This is a genomic window from Terrilactibacillus tamarindi (assembly GCF_009718825.1).
Classification (GTDB): domain Bacteria; phylum Bacillota; class Bacilli; order Bacillales; family Sporolactobacillaceae; genus Terrilactibacillus; species Terrilactibacillus tamarindi.
Genome location: NZ_WNHB01000007.1, coordinates 63420 through 86193, shown reverse-complemented (window position 1 = coordinate 86193; position 22774 = coordinate 63420). Strand labels below are relative to the sequence as shown.

The following is a 22774-nucleotide window of genomic DNA, read 5'->3' as shown; positions in this document are numbered from 1 at the left end:
GCCTCATCCTTCCCCTTTCAGTTCCAGGAGTACATCCCTTAGTTCTGCAGCTTTTTCAAAGTCAAGGGCTTTAGCTGCTTCTTTCATGTCATGTTCAATTTGTTCAATCGTTTTCTTACGCTCCGTTGGTGACAATTTTTTCTGTGGTTTAACAGCTGATTTTTCAGAATAAGTGGCGGTTTCTTCAGCGGCATGTGTCGCACGTATCACATCTGGAATCGCTTTTTGAATCGTCGTTGGTGTAATACCATGTTCTTTGTTATAGGTCTCTTGAATGTGACGACGTCGATTAGTCTCATCAATGGCCACTCGCATAGAATCCGTGATCCGATCAGCATACATAATGACCTGGCCGCTGGCATTTCTGGCTGCCCGCCCGATGGTTTGAATAAGGGAACGCTGCGAACGCAAAAAGCCTTCTTTATCGGCATCCAAAATTGCAACGAGAGAAACCTCTGGAATGTCTAAACCTTCTCTTAATAAGTTAATACCCACTAAAACATCAAATGTACCTATTCGTAAGTCACGAATGATATCAATCCGTTCCAGCGTTTTAATTTCTGAATGCAGATACCGCACTTTGATGCCCATTTCTTCCAAATAGTCCGTCAGATTTTCAGACATTTTTTTGGTCAGCGTGGTGACAAGTACACGTTCATTCCGGGCTGTTCTTATTTGAATTTCTTCTATTAGATCATCTATTTGTCCTTCGATTGGTTTTATCGTAATGGTCGGATCCAGTAATCCTGTTGGTCGTATAATTTGTTCGACAACTTCTGGTGTATGTTCAAGTTCATAAGGCCCCGGTGTCGCTGACACGTAGACAATTTGATGAATATGATCTTCAAATTCTTCAAATTTCAATGGGCGGTTATCTTTTGCCGATGGTAATCGGAACCCATGGTCCACAAGAACATTCTTCCGTGCTTGGTCGCCATTATACATCGCTCGAACTTGCGGTATCGTTACATGTGATTCATCAATGATCATGAGAAAATCTTTTGGAAAGTAATCGAGTAACGTATAAGGTGTCGATCCTGCTTCTCTTAATGTCAGGTGTCTTGAATAATTCTCGATACCTGAGCAAAAGCCCATCTCGTTCATCATCTCTAAATCATACCGAGTTCGTTGTTCAAGACGCTGAGCTTCTAAAAGCTTTCCTTCTTCTTTTAATTTACTGAGTTGTTCGTTTAGTTCTTTTTCAATTCGCTTAATCGCAACTTTCATTTTTTCTTCTCGAGTGACGAAGTGAGAAGCTGGATAAATGGCAACGTGATCGCGTTCACCAACGATCTCACCGGTTAAAGCATCTATTTCTGTAATTCGATCGATCTCATCACCAAAAAATTCGACTCGAATGCAATGTTCATCTCGTGAAGCAGGAAAAATCTCGACGACATCTCCACGCACACGAAACGTTCCTCTTTCAAAACTAATATCATTTCGCATATATTGAATATCCACCAAAGCACGTAACATCTGATCGCGGTCTTTTTCCATTCCTTTTCTTAAGGAAAGAACGAGCGCACGATACTCTTCTGGAGAACCTAGACCGTAAATACATGAAACACTCGCAATGATGATGACGTCATCTCTTTCAAAGAGTGAACTGGTTGCTGAGTGTCTAAGTTTATCTATTTCATCATTGATGCTGGCATCTTTTTCAATGTACGTATCAGATTGGGGGATATAAGCTTCTGGTTGGTAATAATCATAATAACTAACAAAGTATTCTACGGCATTATTAGGGAAAAATTCTTTGAATTCATTATATAACTGAGCAGCAAGGGTTTTATTGTGGGCCATAATGAGTGTTGGTTTATTTACCTGTTGAATTACGTTGGACATGGTAAAGGTTTTACCTGTACCTGTGGCTCCAAGTAATGTTTGATGTTTCTTATTGTGCTTAATTCCGTCCACAATTTTCCGAATGGCATCAGGTTGATCGCCACTCGGTTGATATGAAGAAACGAGTTCAAATCCCATTCTTTTTCCTCCAGTTTTACTTATCTCCTCTAATTATAGCACAGGTGTACGTATAGTAATCAAATTTAACGAACGAACATTCGATGTTTTTATTCCATAAATGATGGATGTTCATTTCTGTTAATGATTTTAGATACAGATGACACCATTTTTTTCATAGCAATTTGACACAAAAAAATGAAAGAAAACCCTGCTAATCCGATTTAGCAAGGTCATTCTTAATTTATGCATTTGTAGGCAATTGTGATTTTTCTTTTTGATCCATATATTGCTTACGTTTGTTTGGTTCCAAGAACAAGAAACCAATTTTATGATCATCGTTTTCATGAATAGCACCTTTGACAAAGCGTGATTCACCTGTTTGATCAATGACCTCTAGTTTACAATAGGCCGAATTCATTTGTAAAGCTTGATAAAAGGCATATTCCGAATGGACGTCTTTTCCGTTGACTCGATAGATAATTTCACCAATTTGAACATCCATTCGATCCGCTAATGAATGTGGTATAACATCAACTACCCGTAAACCATCACTTGGTTCCGTAAAATAATACGAGCCATATCGGTGCAGGAGATGATGAACTAAAATAAGGCCTAATCGACTGATGAAACTTAACAAGCCAGCTATAGCAACAAGGATGGGTAAATGAAAAATATTAGCTAGAATAACCGAGATTGCACAAAGAAGTCCGGTAAGAAAAAGCCACGCACTTGATGATTGAACAGCTTGTCTTGGCAAACGATCCGAAATAAGCTGTTGGTAACCAATCCCGAGAGGAAAAATGAGAAGACCGAAACTTTCACCAGGCACAAATGGCCAAAAGTGGAAAGCCGCATGACTCTGACTCATCGGAATGAAAAACAGAAGCGGAACGATCCACATGTGACTGGCTTCATGCGCTCCAACCTTTTTTCCACGATGACTATTTATTAACCGTGGAGATGTGTTATCATCTCCTCGGATCATCACCAGCAACCACTCAATCGCTAAGCTAAAAAGAAAAAAGACACCAAATTCAGGTAAAGACGTCGTTCGAATATCTTGTATCCACTGATTTAAAAAGAGATAAGGCGTATTTAGATCTGGCAGAATGTAGGCAATCACAATAGCAAGACCGATCCCAATAGACGGTGACAAAAAGCGAAGCTGACCTGTCAACATAATCAGTAAATACGTACAGGATATAAGGACTAACATACCTGGAGTCATACGAATATGCAGTCCTAAAAAGAAAATAGCACTTAAAAGTGCGAGGACGAGACTCGCTTCTATACTTGAAAAAATCGTATTAAACATCCCATAAACTTTTACCCCAAAAGATCTTCTTTCACGCCGGACTCTTTGCACTCCGAAAGCCACAAGACCAATCAATAAAAGATAAAAAATAGGATTAATTAAAAGTGACACAATTCCTTTTATAACTGATATAACGACATCCACTAACATCACTTCCCCGTCTACGATGATAATTTATATGTAAGGCTTATCGTCCATAATCTTTCTATTAACTTCTATTTTACCATAAAAAGTAGAATCTAAGAGGATATATTAAAAGATATCTTAAGATTCAGTAGACTAACATGAATAAAAATATTATAGGAGTCGACATTTTGTCTTTAAAACATTCGAACCAAGGGTAATCTTTGTGCTGAAAATCATCACTAGGATTAAGAGCAAAAAAAGATCAATAAATCCTTAGAGGTTTTATTGATCTTGATCTAAACTATTTAATTTCTTTATCAAGTGTACGTAAAGCGGCTTTCAATTGTTTATCGTGATCTCCACTTGAAATGACTTTTAATACACTCGCTTGCAATGCATCCGCTGTTGCCTGATTAACCGAACCTGTGACAGGTAGATTTTTTGCCTTTTGGAATTGGCGAACAGCATTATCAGTTGATTTGTTATAATATCCATCTTCTCGGCCTGGATCAAAACCAGCACCTATCAACATTTTTTGTAAATTAGTGACATTCGTACCTGTTTGGTCATATGAAATGACGCTACCTTTTTTTATGTTGAGCGGACTTGCAAAGTAGTAATCCGGTTGCTTCACTTTCACGTCTGGTTGGATCCCCTTCTTATGGATCCAATTTCCATCTGGTGTTAACCATTTAAACATGGTTAATTTAACTTCACTTTTATCAGACATCTCGATGCCTTGTTGGACAGTTCCTTTACCAAAAGATTTCATTCCCACAAGAGGATAGCCTCCGCCTTCACTCATTGCACCTGCAAGAATTTCAGAAGCCGAAGCACTTCCTTCATCAATTAGTGTCACAATCGGGTAAGGCTTTTTCTTAGTCAATGAAGATCGGAATTGATCTCTTTTACCCTGTCGATCTTCAACTTGAACAATCGGTTTGTCTTTTGTAATGAACTGGCTAGCAATACTTTCTACAGCTTGAAGATAGCCACCAGGATTTCCTCTTACGTCAATGATTAGGCCTTGAATATTCTTATCTTCCAATGCATTTAACGATTTATTAAATTCTTTATCGGTATTTTCATTGAAAGAAGTAATATTGATGTAACCAATCGGCTTTTGATTATTTTTTATGACTTTAGAATTAACGGTGGTTAGTGGAATCTTACCACGTTTAATGTTGAAGGCGACTGTATTCGTGCTCCCTGAACGTTTAACTTCCAATTTAACGACGGTTCCACTTGGACCTTTAATCTTATTGACGGCTTGATCAAGAGACAATCCACTGGTTGATTTCCCATTAATCGTTAGAATTTGATCATTCGGCCTTAGGCCCGCTTTTTCAGCTGGAGAACCCTTAATCGGTGACACGATCGTAACACGATCTCCAACCATTTGAACCTCAGCGCCGATTCCTTCAAATGAAGAAGATAATGATTCATTGAAACTACTTGCTGTTTTCGCATCCATATAACTCGAGAATGGATCACCCAAGGCTTCGATCATACCTTTAATGGCTCCATCATAAAGTTTGTCGCTACTCACTTTCTTATAGTAGCTTTTTTCAATTAAATCATGGATGACATTGATTTTTTTAGCTTCACTACTCGTCTGTGACGTACTGTCCACGTTTACGACGGCTTGACTATGTTTCATCGTCGTACTCGTAACAAAATAGGATGCCGCAGCTCCGACAACAAGAGCGATAACGACCAGTAACGCAACAATTTTTCCATTAAATTTTTTCATCTAGTTGACACTCCTTGAAGAAACAGCATCGCACCAAATGATGCGATGCCGTTAAGTTCCTTAACTCTATGGTTAGATAATACACTATATGACCCAGTTTGTCCTAATATGTGGATTTAGTGAATATAATTTAATGGATTGACGGAACCATTATGTGGTGGCGGAGTCCAAGGACCAATGTAAAGTTCAAAGTGTAAGTGTGATCCGAATGATTCACCAGTGTTTCCCATTGAGCCAATCACTTGACCTTGAGAAACCGTTTGTCCCGTAGAAACACTATAAGACGTCATATGAGCGTATACGGTTGTATAGGTTTTACCATTAACGCTGTGTGCAATCATCACAACATTTCCGTAACTAGATGAATGGTAGGCATTTGATACAACACCCGAAGCGGCGGCATGAATTGGTGTGCCGATACTATTTGCAATATCTATACCCGGGTGAAACCCTCCATCAAAAGAACGGTGACCAAATCCTGACGAAATATAACCTGCAGCAGGTTTAATAAAGTCTGCATTGACTGAAGGCACAGGATCTGAATGTGAAACGGCTGGAGATTGTGTGTGTGAAATCGATGGTGAAGAAGAGTGGCTAGCTGTTGATTGTTTAGCACTCTTCGCCGCTTCCACAGCTGCTCTTTCTTTTGCTTGACGTTCAGCTTCTGCTTTTTTCTTTGCTTCTTCTTCCTTGACTAAAGCCGCCAACTGATTTTTAATAATACTTTGCTGAGATTGAAGAACTTTTTCCTGCTCTTGTTTATCCATAATATCATCATGAATGTCATTTTCTTCCGCTTTCAATTGAGTGAGAAGTTTTTTCTGATTTTGCTTCTCTTCATCTAGATTAGCTTTTAAAGTTTTTAAGTTTGCTAGATTATCTTCTAGAGACGTTAACTCTTTTTGATAAGCTTGTTTTTTTGATTCTTGTTTCTTTTTATCATTTTGTTGGTCTGTGAGAATTTGCCGATCTTGTTCAGCAATTAAATTTAATGCTAACACACGATCTAAAAAGTTACCAAAACTATTTGAACCCATAATCACTTCAATATAGTTAACAGAACCGCCATTTATGTACATTGAACGAATACGTTTCTTTAAAAACTCATTTCTCTCATTAATGCGCTTTGTAATGACTTTAATTTCGTCTTCTAATTTTTTTATTTTTTGCTTTTCTGCATCAATGTCCTGTTCTTTTCCTTGTATGTTTTTATTTATTGAATCAATCTTCTTTTGCGATTCGTCTAATTTATGTATCAAAGAATTTTGTTTTTTATTATTCTCTGAAAGTTTTTCTTTAGATGAATCTATTTTTTCTTGATTATTGCTTTGCTGGTTTTTAATATTATCGAGTTTATTTTCTAGATTGGCTTTAGATTCTGCAGACGCGATACTCTGTGTGTAACCAACAGTCAGCGAAAGCGCAAGACCTAAAGTTGCTACTTTACGAACATAACGAAATTTCACTCATACTTCCCCTCTCATAATAAAATGAAGAGGCCCATAAGGCCGTCTCCGTTTATTCTTTTTCCACGAATCAGTCATACTCTCAAGAACTTACGAATCGAAGTGACACTTCCCCAAACACCAATTCCTGCACCAATAACAACGAGCAACAGACTTAAATACAAGGCCATAGTTGGATAAGGAATAAGCTTAATAAAGAAAGTCGAATAGGTTCCAGCGTCACTAAATTTTTCATAAACGGCTTTGTAGCCCACATTGACTAAAATGATCGGAATAATAGAACCAATGACACCAATTAACAATCCTTCAAGAAAATATGGCCAACGAACAAAGGCATTTGTCGCCCCTACTAATTTCATAATCTCAATTTCTCTTCTACGAGCAACAATGGTAAGTTTAATCGTATTAGCAATAAGGAATATGGAAGTAAAGAGAAGCCCGATAATCAAGACAATCCCGACATTACGTGAGATTCTGACCGTTTTAAATAGTTTTTCAACGGTTCCTTTACCGTAATTCACTTTATAAACATAGGGTAAAGTTTTAACTTGATTTGCGACTGTTATGGTCTGTTCTGGTTTCTCTGTTTTTAAGATAAAGGCATCAGGTAATGGATTTTCATTTTTAACAGAGCTAAAAGCACTCTGATCATTACCCTCACCTAAACTATTTATTAAGTTCTTTAATCCTTTTTCACGAGATTGATAGGCGATCGATTGAACATGACCAATACTCTTTAAACTTTGTTTTAATTGATCTTGCTGTGCCTGCGTGGCTGTCCGATCGATGTACACTCGAACTTCTACATTACTCTCTATCTCGCCTGCAATCTTATTTAAGTTCATCATGACGGATAAAAACAAACCGACTAATACAAGTGCAACAGCGACTGCACTTATTGAGGCAAATGTCATCCAGCCATTTCGTCCAAGGTTCTTCAAACTTTCACGAGCATGTCTGCCAAGTGTTCTAAGCTTCATATCCGTAATCACCTCTCTGCTCATCACGAACAATCATGCCGCCTTCAATGGCAATAACGCGTCTTTTCATATTGTTCACGATATCTCTGTTGTGAGTTGCCATGACCACTGTCGTTCCATTGTCATTAATTCGATCAAAAATTTCCATAATTGACCATGCACTGTCTGGGTCTAAGTTTCCTGTTGGTTCATCCGCTATAACTACTGATGGGTTATTACAGATTGACCGAGCAATAGAAACACGTTGTTGTTCACCACCAGAAAGTTCTGTAGGCAATGATCTCGCTTTGTGTTTTAATTTCACAAGATCTAAAACTTCCATCACACGTTTTTTAATGACTTTAGGATGTTCTTCTATTACTTCGAGAGCAAAAGCGACATTTTCATAGACTGTGAGTTTAGGTAATAGTTTGTAGTCCTGAAAAACCACACCAATTTTCCTTCTAAGTTTTGGCACTTGACGTTGTTTTATTTTCGCAAGATTCACACCATCAATGAGAATTTCCCCTTTTGTTGGCACAATTTCACGATACATCAGTTTAATAAAAGTGGATTTTCCTGCCCCGCTTGGCCCAACAATATACACAAATTCACCTTTATTAATATGAAGGTCTATACCATTAACGGCCATGACACCATTTTTGTAAGACTTCCATACATTTTTAAAATCTAACATAGGTTCACTTCCTTCGACATTTATGACACAATTTTATTCATCGGGCTATGTACGGCATATTATAACTTCAGAAATTATAGGAATTTTATTTTATCCAACTGGAAGATGACTAGGAGTTATATTCAAGACTTAGTGGTTTTTATATAAATTTTAAATCGACGTTATTCTTATTATAACATCGATAAGCGACAAATTGAGACAGAGATTTATTACATTTTTATTTCATAAAATGGCGTTTTTCGGTTAAAAAAGTGACCGTCAAAAGTAAAAATGACCGTCACTTAATGGAAATTTAATGTAAAAGTACTAAAGCGAAAATTTTCAGTGGGGTTTTTCTTCATTCCGACTGATTGAAAGTCTGAACCAATTAAGCTCATGTGGGTTATATATCGAGATGTTAACCGTGTCTGCGAAACCCTTCTCCAAAGACTTCTGTAGCATTCGACACGATCAGAAAGGCCTTTGGATCGATTCTTTTCACAAGTTGTTTCAAACGAGTTAACTCATTTTGAGATACAACAACCATTAAAACTGGCCGGTCATCGTCAGTATAACCACCGCGGCCCTCCATTTGAGTTACACCACGATCTACTTCTTCGAATATCGCTTGTTTTAACGTATCTTGATGTTCAGAAATAATAAGCGCTAACTTCGAGTTGCTGATACCAAGCTGTACAATATCGATAACTTTACCCGTTAGATACATACTGATAAGAGCATAAAGGGCACTTTCTAAAGATAAGGTAAAAGCAGAACTAACCACAATTAAACCATCAATGAGGACTACACACATACCGAGCTGTAAGCCGGTAAATTTATGAATGATCTGAGCTAACAAATCGGTTCCACCTGTCGATCCCTTACCACGAAAAACAAAGCCAAGACCAAGCCCGACTCCAACGCCACCAAAAATCGCACCAAGGATGGGATTTACCGTTGCTGCGTCTAACCCTGACGTTAAAAAGACCACAAACGGCAAAAAAATCGTTCCAACAATGGTTTTTAATGCAAAGTTCACATATCCGAAACTTTTTCCCAAAATCAACACGCCCGCTATAAAAAGGGGAATATTTAAAGCCCACTGAACATAAGAAGGCTCAAGTCCTAATTTCCAGTATAAAATCGTACTGATTCCACTGACCCCACCTGAGGCAATTTTATTTGGAACTAAAAAAAGATTAAATGCTATAGCGATCAAAGAGGATCCAATAAGGACATAGATAAAATCTATAACAGTGCCCCAGATTGGGTTTCTTAACATTTCACTTCTGTTTCTTGATTTCATGTTCATCAGTGACTCACTTTCTTTTCTTATTTAGATACTGGTCTTGAAGAATTGAGGGACTTCCTTCGTGTATTGAGGCGCTTTCCTCGTGGATTGAGCCGCTTTCCTCGGTTATTGAGGCGCTTCCCTCGTGTATTGAGGTGCTTTCCTCGTGGATTGAGCCGCTTCCTTCGTGTATTGAGCCTCTTTCCTTGGTTATTGAGGTGCTTCCTTTGTGTATTGAGGCGCTTCCTCGGTTATTGAGGCACTTCCTTCGGTAATTGAGGTGCCCCCTCGGTTATTAAGGGACTCAAGGGATCAACTGCGATGATGTTACCTTGAGTACCAAACGCAAAAAAAGTGTACCATGATATGACCATGGTACACATCCTATTTAAATACTTAGTCTCAAGAAAGCATCGATGAAGCCATCTAGATCTCCGTCCATGACACTTTGCGTATTTCCAACTTCAACATTTGTACGATGATCTTTTACCATTGAATATGGGTGGAAGACATAGGAACGAATTTGACTGCCCCAGCCAATTTCTTTTTGTTCGCCTCGAATCGCGTCAAGTTCAGCTTGTTGTTTTTCGAGTTCGAGTTGATAGAGTTTGGCTTTCATCATTTTCATCGCTTGTTCACGGTTCTGAAGTTGTGAACGCTGGTTCTGACACGTAACAACCGTGCCCGTTGGGATATGTGTCATCCGAATCGCAGAGTCTGTTTTATTGACGTGCTGTCCACCAGCTCCACTTGCTCGATACGTATCAACTCGCAAGTCTTCAGGTCTGATTTCAACATCCACATCGTCATCCATTTCAGGTAAGACATCACATGATACAAAGGAGGTATGTCGGCGTCCTGAAGAATCAAATGGTGAAATACGTACGAGACGATGAACCCCTTTTTCAGCCTTCAAGTAACCATAGGCATTGTGGCCTTTAATCATTAACGTCACACTTTTAACACCTGCTTCATCACCCGGTAAATAATCCAGTGTTTCAACTGAGAAGCCTTTTCTTTCAGCCCAACGTGTATACATACGGAGAAGCATGGACGCCCAGTCTTGAGATTCGGTTCCACCGGCACCAGGATGAAGCTCTAATATTGCATTATTTTGATCGTGTGGACCACTTAGTAGTAATGTGGTTTCATAGTTATTAAAAGCTTTGATGACATCTTCAATCGATTCATCAAGTGATGCTTTCAAATCAGCATCGGCTTCTTCTTTAACTAATTCATACGTAACAGCTAAATCTTCATAGTCCGTTTCAAGTTTTTTAAATGCATCAACTTTTTCTTTCAACGCATTTGTTTCATCTATAACTTTTTGTGCACTATTTTGATCATCCCAAAAACCGGGCATGGTCATTTTTTCTTCTAATTCAGCGATCCTGGCCTGTTTACTTTCCAGGTCAAAGAGACCCCCTAAATTCTTGGAGACGAGATTCCATCTCCGTTAATTCATGCTTAATTTCAGGTAATTCCATTATCCGTGCCTACTTTCCATGACAGTTTTTATATTTTTTTCCGCTTCCACAAGGGCATGGGTCATTACGACCAATTTTATTCTTTTTTACAAAAGGAAGCACTTTTTTAGATGTCTCTGGATCTGCATTTGGATCCACTGCTTGGCCCTCAGCTACTTTCTCACGTTCAATATGCTGCTCTTCTTCAATTTCTGCACGCATCAAATAATTGACCACTTCTTCTTCAATTGAAGCGACCATTTCTTCAAACATTTTGAAGCCTTCGAAATTGTACTCTTGGAATGGATCGATTTGACCATAAGCACGAAGGTGAATCCCTTCACGTAGCTGTTCCATGGCATCAATGTGATCCATCCATTTTGTATCAACAGCACGAAGCATGATCACACGTTCGAATTCACGCATACGTTCCGGTGTGAAGCGTTCTTCTTTTTCATCATAGCTTTCGATTGCTTTTGCTTCAAGGAATTCAACCATCTCTTCAGGATCTTTTCCTTGAAGATCTTCTATTGATACCGTTCCTTCATCAAAGAGCTGGGCATTAATATAATCCACAATTGCTTGAAGATCCCATTCTTCAGGAACTTGGTTATTTGGCGTATGAGCATTTACATGGGCTTCGATAATACGATGGATCATCGCTTCGATATCCGGACGAATATTTTCAGATTCTAATACTTCCGCCCGTTGTTTATAAATAATTTCACGTTGTTGACGCATCACATCATCAAATTGAAGCAATTGTTTACGGGCATCGAAGTTATTTCCTTCAACACGTTTTTGAGCGGCTTCAACAGATCGACTGACGAGTTTACTTTCAATCGGTTGATCGTCCGCCATACCGAGTTTTTCCATCATTCCAGCCATACGTTCTGAACCAAAACGACGCATTAACTCATCTTCCAGTGATAAATAGAAACGAGAAACACCCGGGTCCCCTTGACGTCCTGCACGACCTCGAAGCTGATTATCAATCCGGCGAGATTCATGACGTTCTGTACCAATAATAAATAATCCGCCGAGTTCTTTAACTCCCTCGCCAAGTTTAATGTCCGTACCACGACCAGCCATGTTGGTCGCTATCGTTACGGCACCCACCTGACCCGCATTCTCAACAATTTCAGCTTCGCGCGCATGATTTTTCGCATTCAAGACATTATGCGGAATGCCTTTACGTTTTAACATTTTAGAAATCAATTCGGAAGTTTCAACAGCTACCGTACCAACAAGGACTGGTTGACCTCGGTGGTAGGCTTGAACAATTTCTTCCACAACCGCTTTGAATTTTCCGTCCATCGTTTTGTAAATTAAATCAGGACGATCATCACGTACAACAGGACGGTTGGTTGGGATCACAATAACATCCATGTTGTAAATGCTTTGGAATTCTTCTTCTTCAGTTTTCGCTGTACCTGTCATACCTGCCAACTTATGATACATTCTGAAGTAGTTTTGCAGAGTAATTGTTGCGAGTGTCTTACTTTCACGTTGAATTTGAAGTCCTTCTTTAGCTTCAATCGCCTGGTGAAGACCTTCACTGTAACGACGACCAGACATCAAACGACCAGTAAATTGGTCAACGATGACGATCTCGCCATCTTTTACAACATAATCTGTATCCAAGTGCATGATCGCATGTGCTTTTAACGCTTGGTGCACATGGTGATTGATTTGAACATTTCCATAATCATATAGGTTATCAATTTTGAAAAAGTTCTCAGCTTTTGTCATACCTTCTTCAGTCAATTGAACCGATTTCGTTTTTAAGTCAACCGTATAATCTTCTTTCTCAGTTAACAAACGAGCAAATTGATTCGCTTGTGTATAGAGCATCGTTGATTTTTCAGCATTACCAGAAATAATGAGTGGTGTTCTTGCTTCATCAATTAAGATAGAGTCAACTTCATCAATAATGGCAAAGTTCAATGGGCGTTGCACCATTTCTTCTTTATAAAGCACCATATTATCCCGCAAGTAATCGAAACCAAACTCACTATTTGTTCCATACGTGATGTCGGCTGCATAAGCAGCACGTTTTTCTTCTTCATTCATACCTGGAACGTTAAGTCCAACGGATAATCCTAAGAAATTAAAGAGAGCTCCCATTTGTTCAGCATGGGTGGAAGCCAAGTAATCATTGACTGTAATCAAATGAACGCCTTGACCTGCGAGGGCATTTAAATAAAGGGGCATCGTTGCCACGAGGGTTTTACCTTCACCTGTTTTCATCTCGGCAATGTTCCCTTTGTGTAAGGCAATACCACCAATTAGTTGAACGAAAAATGGGGTCATACCAAGAACACGAGTCGAAGCTTCTCGAACAACAGCAAAAGCTTCCACAAGAATGTCATCTAATGTCTCGCCGGCTTCTAATCGTCCTTTAAATTCTTCCGTTTTTTGCTTTAACTCATCATCACTTAGTTTTTTCGTGTCATCAGCTAAAGCATCTATTTGATGAGCTATTTTCTCAATTTTATTTAATTTTTTTAGACCTGTATCACCTAAAACTTTTTTAAGCAATCCTAACATGCTTAATACACCTCATTCTTTGCATATAAAATTAAACATTTTTCAATGGCAATATTTTTCTGTAATTAATTAGGTGTTTCTGTGTGTTACATGTAAATTTGTAAATAAAAATTCCCCATAGTACTAGTGTAACATTATATCATTATATCGCAACGCCCTATTGTGGACAACTTTTGATTCTTATATATGTGTATCTTTTATAAAAAAATTGTTACATACCTTTGTAACACCATGCTGTTACAGCTGTTACAAAACAAATTCTAAACAAAGACAATGTTCGTGCCCGTTGTTTTATTTATGGCGCACTAAAATAACCACCTGAAACTACTCAGGTGGTTATTCCTATATATTCAATTAGATCATTCTGTATCAATTAACCCATACTTCCCATCTTTTCGTTTATAAACCACGCTCGTTTCATTCGTCTCCGCATTGGTAAAAACAAAGAAGTTATGGCCAAGCATGTTCATTTGTAAAATGGCTTCTTCAGCATCCATCGGTTTTAAATTAAACCGTTTATTACGTACAACCTCAAAAGCAGAATCCCTCACTTCTTCTTTAACCGCAACTGTTGTAGCCGTCATAGAATTAAAAGCATTTAACTGGGCATCCTTGCTCAGATTTCTACTTTTGCGATTAACCTTCGTTTTATATTTTTTCGTTTGTCGTTCAAGTTTTGATACAACCGAATCAATAGCGGCATACAGGTCTGTGTTAGATTCCTCTGCTCGGAGTAATAATCCCTGCATCGGAATGGTCACTTCAATGACTTGATCATTATTGTGTACACGCATATTCACTCTGACTTCAGAAACAGGTGGGGAGTCAAAATATCTGTCTAACTTGCTAATCTTTTTCTCTGCATAGTCCTTGAGAGCGGATGTTACCTCGATATTTTCACCACGAATGTTAAAATTCATTTGTAACTCCTCCTTTCGGTTACTTACAATATTCGTTAAACATTGCAAATATCCTTCCTAAAAACAATAAAAAAATTAAATTTTCTAACTATGTAATCAAAGACCTGAATTAATGGTAACTGCTTGACCTTTGATTATGTCTGTATTATAACATCCCATCGAATCGTTGTAAACGTTTTCACGGTTTTAGTTAAATAGAAAGCCTTCTATAGAGAAGACTTTCCATTTATTGAGCAACTTATTGAGCAACAAATGAAATGAACGTCGAGTCAGCTTCCTTTCTCCAGTTTGAGAATGCCTGACTCATTTTCGCTAGTAGCTCTGTTGAAAAGATATTCAATTCTACTAGAACATCCGATTCGTATTTTGACACCTTACGATAATAGTGATTAACGCATTTTAAAATAGCTTCATTTTGACTATAGTTTTCAAGAATCAATCGGTGTGACTTATTAATTTGATCCCACCCAGAAATAATGTTCGGTAGCATCTTTACCATGGCATCAGGCTGCTCCATCATCTCTTTAGATAAAATATAGTCAAACGCTTCTTCCATCGTATCTAACAATGCTAAATAATCACGAAAAAAAGTAACAGATTCTTCGGTTATAATCATGTACAATTTTACTCCTTTTTATCTAAAAACATCCCATCCACGGGTGGACCTTGATAAGGATTTCGGTAACGATGGGAAGTTTTTCGTTTCCTTTTGAGCATTATAAGATCATTTCTTATATCATTGCAAATAGACTTTAACCCGGGATCAATCACTTGGTTCAATTCAACAATCTTTTTACCTAGAGCTTTTTGTTCTGTAGAATAAGACGGTGGTAACTTCTTCATCCATTCTCCCCGTTCAGCTAAGAGAGATTGAATTTGCTCTATCGTTTCATCTCGAGCCTCTTTATGATACTCAGAGATTGATTGTTGCAACGCCATCGTTAATTCATAGATTTTTTCAACAGCGTCCATTAAGCAAGTCCTGTTTGTTTTTGAGGTTGTTTTTTGCGTGTGATTTTGATGACTTCACGCCAAGCATCACGGAAATTCGTGACAAGTTCTTCGGCTTCATCTAAAATGGTGGGATCGTTTTTAATATTTGCCTCTATTAATCTACGGTTAATATAATCATATAATGGTAGCATTTCATCGGATATCGGTTGCTTACGATCTAATGTTACTATCAATTCATTAATAATCGTTTGTGCTTTTTGTAGAACTGTATTCTGAGTTGATCTATCTTGATTCTTAATTGCCTCTCGACCCTGCTTGATAAATTTCAAGCAACCTTCATAAAGCATTAAGGTCAGTTCGCCAGGTGATGCTGTCATCACAGAGTTTTGTTGGTATTTTTGGTACGGATTTATTGACATAATTAAACATTTCCTTTCTCGCTTACTGTCCTAGCAAATTAGTCAGACTCATGGATTGCTGGTTAGCATTTTGGATGGCTTGTTCCATGGCCGTAAACTGTTTATAATAGCGATTTTCAATGTCTGTTAAGCGGTCCGTCATGGCGGAGATTTGATCATTTAGATCATCGAAGCTCTTGCCCATTAAAAATGTGGCATTAGTACTGCCTACTGATCCTGCTTTTTGTTGAATTTGTTTAAATGCGTCGTTGATCGATTTATCCAATCGTTGAGCTAAGCCTTGCGACGCATAATCATCTTCTGTTCCTTTATTTGTGAACAATTGCATGACTGCGTCTGGATTCTCTGCAATGGCTTGTTTTAACTTTGTCTCATCAAGTACGAGCTTCCCATGTTCTAAATAATCGGAACTTGTTGTTATCCCAATCGTTGCTAATTGATTATAATCCGAATCTGTAACACTACTTACACTGCTATAGAGATCGGTCCGCATTTGGTTCAATACACCAGACAAAAGACTATCATTACTTAATGTGCCGCTTTTCGCTTTATCCGTCCAAGCTGTTATCTCAGAATCTTTCATTTGCTCTTTTTGAGCATCAGTCAAAGGTGGATAGTCTCTATTTTTTGTCTCGTCAATTTTATCGTTGATTTTTTGGATGGTGTCATTGTATTTATCGACGAAAGATTTAATGTTATCGAAAGTGGCATCTGTGTTATTGGATACACTAATAGTAGCAGATCCTGTGTTTTTCAAATTAAATGTCACATTGCCAAGTGTTACACTATTTGTATGGCTTGAAGTTGATAATCCATTTAGCACAAATTCTGCGTCAATTCCGTCCTGTTCACTTGTTTGATTTAAATTCAATGTATCGGTCAAAAAAGCTCCACTAAATTCTATTTCTGAATGACCGTCTAGAGCGGTCCCCTTATTCATATCACCTGTCGCTGTTCTAGTTATAGATACTTTTTGAGAAACTGAGTCATAAAAAGCACTCACACCTAATTCAGAATTTGATATACTAGAAAGAATACCATCTAATGAGGTACTTGAATCGAAACTAAAGGTTTTAGAAATTTGATTTCCATTATTATCATATGTGTTGATTGTAAAATCTATAGTACCGCTATCTGGTATAGTTGATGAATCTGTCAAATTTCCTTTTTGGTCTTTAAGACTTTTGGTTGAATCAAAATTAGCATCTAATTTAACAATGACTCCATTACTCATATTATGAGCTGAAGTTGCTACGTTCGTAATATCAACTTTATAGGTAGCATTTCCAGCTGTTGTACCTGCTACTGCAGTAACCTTTGAATCATCTGAAGACGTTGCTGTCTTGTTTAAAAATGTCCCCTGCAATTTCATATTAAAATTTGTTGTTTTCAAATCATTAAGCAACGTGTTCATACTACGATAATCGTCACGCTGCCACTCTAAATATTGCAGTTTCTGTTTCATTTTATCAAGAGGCACGGATTGAGCGGTCATCATCTTATTAACCATACCATCAATGTCCATTCCACTCGCAAGGCCACCAATACGCATGGTACTACTCGTAAACATACCTCCTGAAATGCTTGAGCTATCTGCCATCGTCATCACACCTCTTATTTCAACGTATATCTAATGCTTAAACACTTTTATTCACTATTAGACCAAGTTTCTCCGCTATTGAAGCATACATATCTAGAAACTTTTTAGGTGGAATCTCGCGAATGACCTTATGTGTCTTCGTATCCTCTACCTTAACGTAATATTCATTCAGTTTTTCATGTAAAACATAACGAATCTCCGTAAACTGGGGATCAAGCAAGCTATTTGCCTCATCTACGAGTCGAGTCAGATCTTTTTTGTTAAAACTTATTTTGTCTTGTTTCTTTGATTGATTAAGAAGTTCCTCATTCGTCACCTTATCAATCGTGTTGTCCATGCCCTGCTGTAATGTTGGTGACGTGTCCCTTAAATGATTAAGATTCACGTCCATATGTATGGGACCCCCTTAGAGTCAAAAATTATCTAATATTTATATCGGATTATGAATAAGATTGTTTAGAAAGATATTGAAAAGAGTTTTAAAAACTATTATTGTTACTGATTTCGAATACGAAGACCTAAAGATAATTTTTCCATTGTATTTTAACCATCGATACGTGTATGGCTTAATAGTTGAACAAAGGCGTGAATCACTACAAAGTGAGGCATAAAAATAAATTTAAAAAGAGCCTATCACACAATTTAGGCTCTTTACACACCATTTTATTTGAGGACACTCAAAAAGTAACTTCTTGAATAACGATTGTTTCTAGTTCTTTACCAAAGTCGTTCTTTTTTCGATTAAATGCTCTTTCAAAGACTTTAGGATCTTTAATTATTTTCTCTTTATCAAAAACAAATAAGAAAAGGTGATCGGCTTTATAGTGAAATGAATCTGCACCTAATTCTTCTGTTATTTTACGTTCAGTCATACTTGGTCTTGTACACTTAACCTCGATTACTATCCCATATTCCTCCAATATAATATCGTACCTTACCGAATTATAACCAACATCATCAAATACCTCTAATCTTGTATATGGAAATATTGGTTTGATTAAAGAATACAATATTCGTTGAACATCATATTCGTTCCCGATTCTAATTTTATCTAAATCATCTTTTTTAATTTTACCGTTTCCGTGAACATCATTCTGATACATAGCCTTTATATGTACATAAAAGTTTAGCAAAATTCTTCTAATAATGATAATAGCCAAAGTTCTATCTATAGAATCACCATTTATTTCTGAAAGATAAATTCCTGACTCAATATTAGATTTTAGATTCTCCAAAAAAACCATTGCTTTTTTAAAGGCATTGTTGACTTTATTACTAGTGTCTGTTTCAGAAAATTTATTGACAAATACATTTGTCTCACGTAAAAAATCTTTGCCTATTGACTTTTCAGAAAACATTTGGTCCAATGTATTTCTTACATCACTTTTCCAATCCTCAAATATACTAAGATTCCCTTTGTTCTGCTCGTATAGCTTTATAACCTTTTCTAAGTCATTAATTTTTTTATTTATTTCCTGTATGGCTATTTTAGGGGATTTATTTAGGTTCGTTATAGACATATACACGGCCCCTTCCACTCTATTGAATATCTATTTAATTAGCTCTCCATCTTAAATAAAATAGAAATAATGGATCTAGAATATAGATTTGATTATCCTTCCATTCAAAAACTTGGTAAATGGATTCACTTGATAACATAATATCATGAATTTTTTGAAGAGCATCTCTAATTTTTTTTCTATCTATTCTTTCCTGTGATATCAGTGTTAATTGATCTACTCTTTGTTTTATTTCCTCTAAAGAGATACTTATTATAGGAGGATCCTGAGCTATTGCTTTTAGTAAAAGACTATAAATATCTACTTTCTCCCCATTTGTATTTGCCAACTCGTATCTTTTTCTTTTTTGTCCCCGTGTGTATGGACCTGCTTCTAATTTTTTAACAACTTCTTTATATGGTAGATTTATAGTTGTGAAACGATAACTTTCTTCTAGTTTTTCCTGATCTTTTAATTCCTTTATATTTTCATCCTCGTCAATATTTATAATGAGAGATAAATTTAAACAGATCGATTGCATTAATTGTGGAGAGGTAAGACTTTCCATCGCCATCTTTGAAGCAAAACCATTATTTATTTGGACTCCTAGTTTTTCAAAACCAATAACTGCGATTTCCTTTAGTTCACTTTCTTTCCACGGTTCTATATTTATTAAATTTAATCTGCCACTCAAATCCGGATTTTTTCTTATCGCATCATCAGCTCTATGAGGGAGTGCTATAACTACAGCTTTAAACTCCCTTCTAATAGCATCTTTTAATTGATAAGCTATGTCTAACTGCAATTCTTCTGGAGCATAATGAAAATCATCCAAAACTAAAACTAGATTATTCTCTTTAAAGTATTGAATGATCTTATCCTTACTTGATATATATTCTTCTCTATTAATAACTGATCTATCTTCTGGAGTATAATCATTTCCTCTAACCTTAATCATTTCTGAGTATTCACCTTTAATCGACAGGCCAACTTTTTTAGCAATGATTTCCCAAAAATCCAAACCATGTTTTAAATCACTACCTGTTAAAGAAACCGCATTATCAATACCAATAACTTTCTCACATAAAACGGTTTTTCCCGTTTTTGATGGACCTATTATAGATGTTAAATATCCGGGAGTATTGAGGGCCTGTTTTAAACGCAACTCATATGTAAAACCAAAATCCGATGACTTCCTATAAACATACGTATATTTTGGAAATGTGCCCGGTTTAAAAACTTCATTTGAACGGAGTTTTACCAAAGTCTTCCCCTCCTTATATACCTTAATGTTTATATTTTAACCTAAATACCCCTATTTTTAAACCTAAAACATACCTTTACATACCTTTTCACACCTTTTTATGCCTTTAACTTAGCTTTAGTTAAAAAAGGAGGTTATATTGATTTGACTTTAATGGAGGACGAATAGCAAAACGATAATATGGTGCATTATAAACACCCCACTCCTTGGAGCCACTATTTTATCATATATTCGCTTAATTTGAATTGTATAAATAAGGGTTATCCTGAAAACTCTATTCCTACATCATACCGCTGCTCTATTTTGCCCTCTTCTATAAATGATAGAAAGACTGGTGCTACTAGAACGGCGCGAGATGATATCTTTATCAACTCAGAGTTATTGCAAAACCATGTAAACTCCGAAAAATCAGCAATCATTTTATACCTCTTGTTTTTATATTAAGCATCAAACAGACAAAAAGAAAGGGACCCCAGCAAAACTTGAGTCCCTGCCATACAATCTGATATTAACAAAAAAGTTGTAAAACCCCTTGTGGTTGTTGATTCGCTTGCTTTGCCACTGTACCTATAGGTAGCAGAATAGACTATATCTTTATCCTAGTAATCTCCGAATCTATTCGACAAAATTCGGGTGGTGACAGGCACGGCAAACATTAAAACATTCAACCTACGCTTTTCTATTGACGGCCAAAAACGTCTGATTCTTTATGATCGCCCTTCCATTCTATATTTTTTATTTTTGGTTAGACCTCACCTATGCGACGGCATGAAAAGAAAAGACATTCTACTTGCAACTAAAGATTTACAAGAATATCCTCTTCGACATCGAACAACATTAAAATTACCTCAAGAAATCAAGCTCACTAAACCATCAAGTCACCTTAGAATCTTACTTCAGAAATTAAATTTTATTAACCTTAAATTAGATGACAAACTGTATTTTGAAGAATTTTTTCATAACCATATTGATCTAGTACGTAACGATTCTATAAAAAACAAGGGTTATCAAATTAATTTAAAACAACATGATCTGAAAATTCTAGATGAATTTCATCAGAAAACTGGATATTTTAAAAGCCATGGTATTTGGTTTGCTTATCTATATTCTCAAAATAAACATACAAATGTTTTAAAGGCCATGGAATAAAACCCCATGACCTTTTTGATATTTGATTAACGAAGAAGTTGAAGAATTTCTTCTTGTTGGTGGTTGGCTTGCTTTGCTGCTGTACCTTTCAGTTACAGTTACAGAATAGACCATATCTTCATCCTAGTAATCTCCAAATCTATTGGACAAAATTCGGGTGGGGACTGTAGCTACAAACAACAGATAATTTCACATAATTGTAAGTTAACAAAGAGTTAGATATCAAACCAATAGTGATTTATATTATTGATTTTTTTTCTATAGAGAATCTTTTCATTTAAATTTTTGTTCTTCCCTTTATTTTCCAAGGAGGAATTACTCAACAATGAGTTAATTGAATTATCCGAATACGGTTTTCCAGTGGCGTCATTAATGATGTTATATTCAAAAATCCACTGTTTAAAATCTTTAAGTGAAAATAGATGTTTTAATTGTCCATTTTCACACGCCATTTTTGTTTTGTCTATTAATCGTAAGGGTCTACTATAAAGGTGTTTTTCATTCTCCGGCAAAGCATTAACTATTGCAGAAAGAACGAATGCATTAATAGACATTTTCTGTTGCTTACTTATTGACATTATTTTTTCATATAAATTATATGGTATGCGCAGTAAAACCTTTTTTTCTTTCATCGCAATCCTCCTTTTTGATTCAGGTGTAAATATATCATACAACCTGAATAAAAGCAATATGGACCTATTCAATTAAATAAGTCCGTTCAGAAAAACATATTAACGAAGAAGTGTAAAACTCCTTGTGGTTGTTGGTTCATTTACTTTACGATTATTCCTTTCAGTCACAGAATAGACTATATCTTCATCCTAGTAAAATTCGGGTGGTGACTAGTCACCTTCTGCATCCTCCATAATAGAAAAAGGACTCCCCTCCGATGAGAGAAGCTACAGTTTTGAGGAACATCATTAACAAACCTTAATGTTTATGATATATACTTATTTTTCTTCGTAAAATTATTTCTGTTTCTAAATCAAATTTTCTACTTTTCCATAGTTTACAAACAACATTTTTGACTCTGAACTGATACTACTATCTTGTATTCCTTGTAGTAATTTCTTTGCCAAAGTTTCATTATTACCACCAAATGGATAAAATTGATACAAACCAGATAGTACAAATAATCTAACACCAAGTCTATTGCCAAATTCCTCTGTAAAAGCTGCGTCCTGATACAAAAAGTTTCTTGACAGATTTGAAATATCATCCGTACTTATTCCCTTTTCATCAAAGAATTTATCCCATATGTATTTAGCCCGCACAAAATCATCTACTATTTGTTTGTCACCGTTAATTAATTTGGAAATTATTTCACCATACACAATAAATCACTCCTCAATACATTCTTAATAACTATCCGCCCGTAGAACGGGCGGTTTTGATTGCA

General features: G+C 36.5%; 20 protein-coding genes. 1 reads left to right on the top strand and 19 read right to left on the bottom strand.

The features are described 5' to 3' along the window. Positions 1-3: 3 nt before the first annotated feature. From uvrB to GMB86_RS06015, 17 genes are all read right to left on the bottom strand, one after another. Entirely contained in the window at positions 4-1986 is a 1983-nt protein-coding gene (gene uvrB, locus GMB86_RS06095; protein WP_155217792.1) for an excinuclease ABC subunit UvrB, read from the bottom strand. A 223-nt stretch (positions 1987-2209) separates the two neighbouring features. Next, positions 2210-3427, bottom strand: a complete 1218-nt coding sequence (locus GMB86_RS16075; protein WP_155217790.1) for a PDZ domain-containing protein — start codon at positions 3425-3427, stop codon at positions 2210-2212. Between the two features lie 283 nt (positions 3428-3710). Beyond that, entirely contained in the window at positions 3711-5162 is a 1452-nt protein-coding gene (locus tag GMB86_RS06085) for a S41 family peptidase (RefSeq protein WP_155217788.1), read from the bottom strand. A gap of 116 nt (positions 5163-5278) precedes the next feature. Next, positions 5279-6628, bottom strand: coding sequence for a murein hydrolase activator EnvC family protein (locus tag GMB86_RS16070; RefSeq protein ID WP_155217786.1), 1350 nt, complete (start codon positions 6626-6628; stop codon positions 5279-5281). 74 nt (positions 6629-6702) lie between these two features. After that, positions 6703-7608: a permease-like cell division protein FtsX gene (ftsX, locus tag GMB86_RS06075; protein ID WP_155217784.1), complete on the bottom strand. Its 906-nt coding sequence runs from the start codon at positions 7606-7608 to the stop codon at positions 6703-6705. After that, positions 7598-8284 carry a cell division ATP-binding protein FtsE gene (gene ftsE, locus GMB86_RS06070; RefSeq protein ID WP_155217782.1) on the bottom strand — a complete coding sequence of 229 codons (687 nt, stop codon included), beginning with the start codon at positions 8282-8284 and terminating at the stop codon, positions 7598-7600. The genes ftsX and ftsE overlap by 11 nt, the downstream gene beginning before the upstream one ends. Before the next feature lie 397 nt (positions 8285-8681). Beyond that, positions 8682-9569 (bottom strand): YitT family protein, encoded by an 888-nt coding sequence (locus GMB86_RS06065; protein ID WP_155217868.1) that lies wholly within the window; start codon positions 9567-9569, stop codon positions 8682-8684. 373 nt (positions 9570-9942) lie between these two features. Further along, positions 9943-11041, bottom strand: a protein-coding gene (gene prfB, locus GMB86_RS06060) for a peptide chain release factor 2 (RefSeq protein ID WP_155217780.1) whose coding sequence is annotated in 2 segments (ribosomal slippage) — positions 9943-10977 and positions 10979-11041 — 1098 coding nt in all. Because the reading frame shifts where the segments join, the coding sequence is not laid out codon by codon here. Positions 11042-11050: 9 nt separating this feature from the next. Next, the gene (secA, locus tag GMB86_RS06055; RefSeq protein WP_155217778.1) at positions 11051-13570 is read right to left on the bottom strand and encodes a preprotein translocase subunit SecA; all 2520 of its coding nucleotides are present in this window, start codon (positions 13568-13570) and stop codon (positions 11051-11053) included. 359 nt (positions 13571-13929) lie between these two features. Then, the gene (gene hpf / locus GMB86_RS06050) at positions 13930-14490 is read right to left on the bottom strand and encodes a ribosome hibernation-promoting factor, HPF/YfiA family (protein ID WP_155217776.1); all 561 of its coding nucleotides are present in this window, start codon (positions 14488-14490) and stop codon (positions 13930-13932) included. A 238-nt stretch (positions 14491-14728) separates the two neighbouring features. After that, positions 14729-15106 carry a hypothetical protein gene (locus GMB86_RS06045; RefSeq protein WP_155217774.1) on the bottom strand — a complete coding sequence of 126 codons (378 nt, stop codon included), beginning with the start codon at positions 15104-15106 and terminating at the stop codon, positions 14729-14731. An 8-nt stretch (positions 15107-15114) separates the two neighbouring features. Next, positions 15115-15462 (bottom strand): flagellar protein FliT, encoded by a 348-nt coding sequence (locus GMB86_RS06040; RefSeq protein ID WP_155217772.1) that lies wholly within the window; start codon positions 15460-15462, stop codon positions 15115-15117. Continuing rightward, positions 15462-15863 carry a flagellar export chaperone FliS gene (gene fliS, locus GMB86_RS06035; RefSeq protein ID WP_155217770.1) on the bottom strand — a complete coding sequence of 134 codons (402 nt, stop codon included), beginning with the start codon at positions 15861-15863 and terminating at the stop codon, positions 15462-15464. The genes GMB86_RS06040 and fliS overlap by 1 nt, the downstream gene beginning before the upstream one ends. Positions 15864-15885: 22 nt before the next feature. After that, a complete protein-coding gene (locus tag GMB86_RS06030) occupies positions 15886-17463 on the bottom strand; it encodes a flagellar hook-associated protein 2 (RefSeq protein WP_230459018.1) in 1578 nt (525 codons plus the stop codon). Between the two features lie 37 nt (positions 17464-17500). Beyond that, a complete protein-coding gene (locus GMB86_RS06025; protein ID WP_155217768.1) occupies positions 17501-17854 on the bottom strand; it encodes a flagellar protein FlaG in 354 nt (117 codons plus the stop codon). A gap of 286 nt (positions 17855-18140) precedes the next feature. Continuing rightward, complete coding sequence (locus GMB86_RS06020) at positions 18141-18983, bottom strand: PD-(D/E)XK nuclease domain-containing protein (protein WP_155217766.1); 843 nt, start codon at positions 18981-18983, stop codon at positions 18141-18143. Positions 18984-19017: 34 nt separating this feature from the next. After that, positions 19018-20226, bottom strand: coding sequence for an ATP-binding protein (locus tag GMB86_RS06015; RefSeq protein WP_155217764.1), 1209 nt, complete (start codon positions 20224-20226; stop codon positions 19018-19020). Positions 20227-20862: 636 nt separating this feature from the next. On the opposite strand from GMB86_RS06015, the gene GMB86_RS06010 reads away from it, so the two are divergent. Further along, positions 20863-21375 (top strand): hypothetical protein, encoded by a 513-nt coding sequence (locus GMB86_RS06010; RefSeq protein WP_230459017.1) that lies wholly within the window; start codon positions 20863-20865, stop codon positions 21373-21375. Between the two features lie 215 nt (positions 21376-21590). Here the strand turns inward: GMB86_RS06010 and GMB86_RS06005 are convergent, their stop codons facing one another. Next, a complete protein-coding gene (locus tag GMB86_RS06005) occupies positions 21591-22007 on the bottom strand; it encodes a hypothetical protein (protein WP_155217760.1) in 417 nt (138 codons plus the stop codon). Positions 22008-22355: 348 nt separating this feature from the next. Continuing rightward, positions 22356-22709: a hypothetical protein gene (locus GMB86_RS06000; protein WP_155217758.1), complete on the bottom strand. Its 354-nt coding sequence runs from the start codon at positions 22707-22709 to the stop codon at positions 22356-22358. Between the last annotated feature and the right edge of the window lie 65 nt (positions 22710-22774).

Coding starts and splice junctions, on each gene's coding strand:
- GMB86_RS06030 (WP_230459018.1), bottom strand. CDS start 17,463: ATGGCAGATAGCTCAAGCATTTCAGGAGGTATGTTTACGAGTAGTACC.
- GMB86_RS06065 (WP_155217868.1), bottom strand. CDS start 9,569: ATGAAATCAAGAAACAGAAGTGAAATGTTAAGAAACCCAATCTGGGGC.
- hpf (WP_155217776.1), bottom strand. CDS start 14,490: ATGAATTTTAACATTCGTGGTGAAAATATCGAGGTAACATCCGCTCTC.
- secA (WP_155217778.1), bottom strand. CDS start 13,570: ATGTTAGGATTGCTTAAAAAAGTTTTAGGTGATACAGGTCTAAAAAAA.
- GMB86_RS06085 (WP_155217788.1), bottom strand. CDS start 5,162: ATGAAAAAATTTAATGGAAAAATTGTTGCGTTACTGGTCGTTATCGCT.
- GMB86_RS06020 (WP_155217766.1), bottom strand. CDS start 18,983: ATGTCTATAACGAACCTAAATAAATCCCCTAAAATAGCCATACAGGAA.
- ftsE (WP_155217782.1), bottom strand. CDS start 8,284: ATGTTAGATTTTAAAAATGTATGGAAGTCTTACAAAAATGGTGTCATG.
- ftsX (WP_155217784.1), bottom strand. CDS start 7,608: ATGAAGCTTAGAACACTTGGCAGACATGCTCGTGAAAGTTTGAAGAAC.
- GMB86_RS06040 (WP_155217772.1), bottom strand. CDS start 15,462: ATGGACGCTGTTGAAAAAATCTATGAATTAACGATGGCGTTGCAACAA.
- GMB86_RS06025 (WP_155217768.1), bottom strand. CDS start 17,854: ATGGACGTGAATCTTAATCATTTAAGGGACACGTCACCAACATTACAG.
- fliS (WP_155217770.1), bottom strand. CDS start 15,863: ATGTCAATAAATCCGTACCAAAAATACCAACAAAACTCTGTGATGACA.
- uvrB (WP_155217792.1), bottom strand. CDS start 1,986: ATGGGATTTGAACTCGTTTCTTCATATCAACCGAGTGGCGATCAACCT.
- GMB86_RS06005 (WP_155217760.1), bottom strand. CDS start 22,007: ATGAAAGAAAAAAAGGTTTTACTGCGCATACCATATAATTTATATGAA.
- GMB86_RS06045 (WP_155217774.1), bottom strand. CDS start 15,106: ATGATTATAACCGAAGAATCTGTTACTTTTTTTCGTGATTATTTAGCA.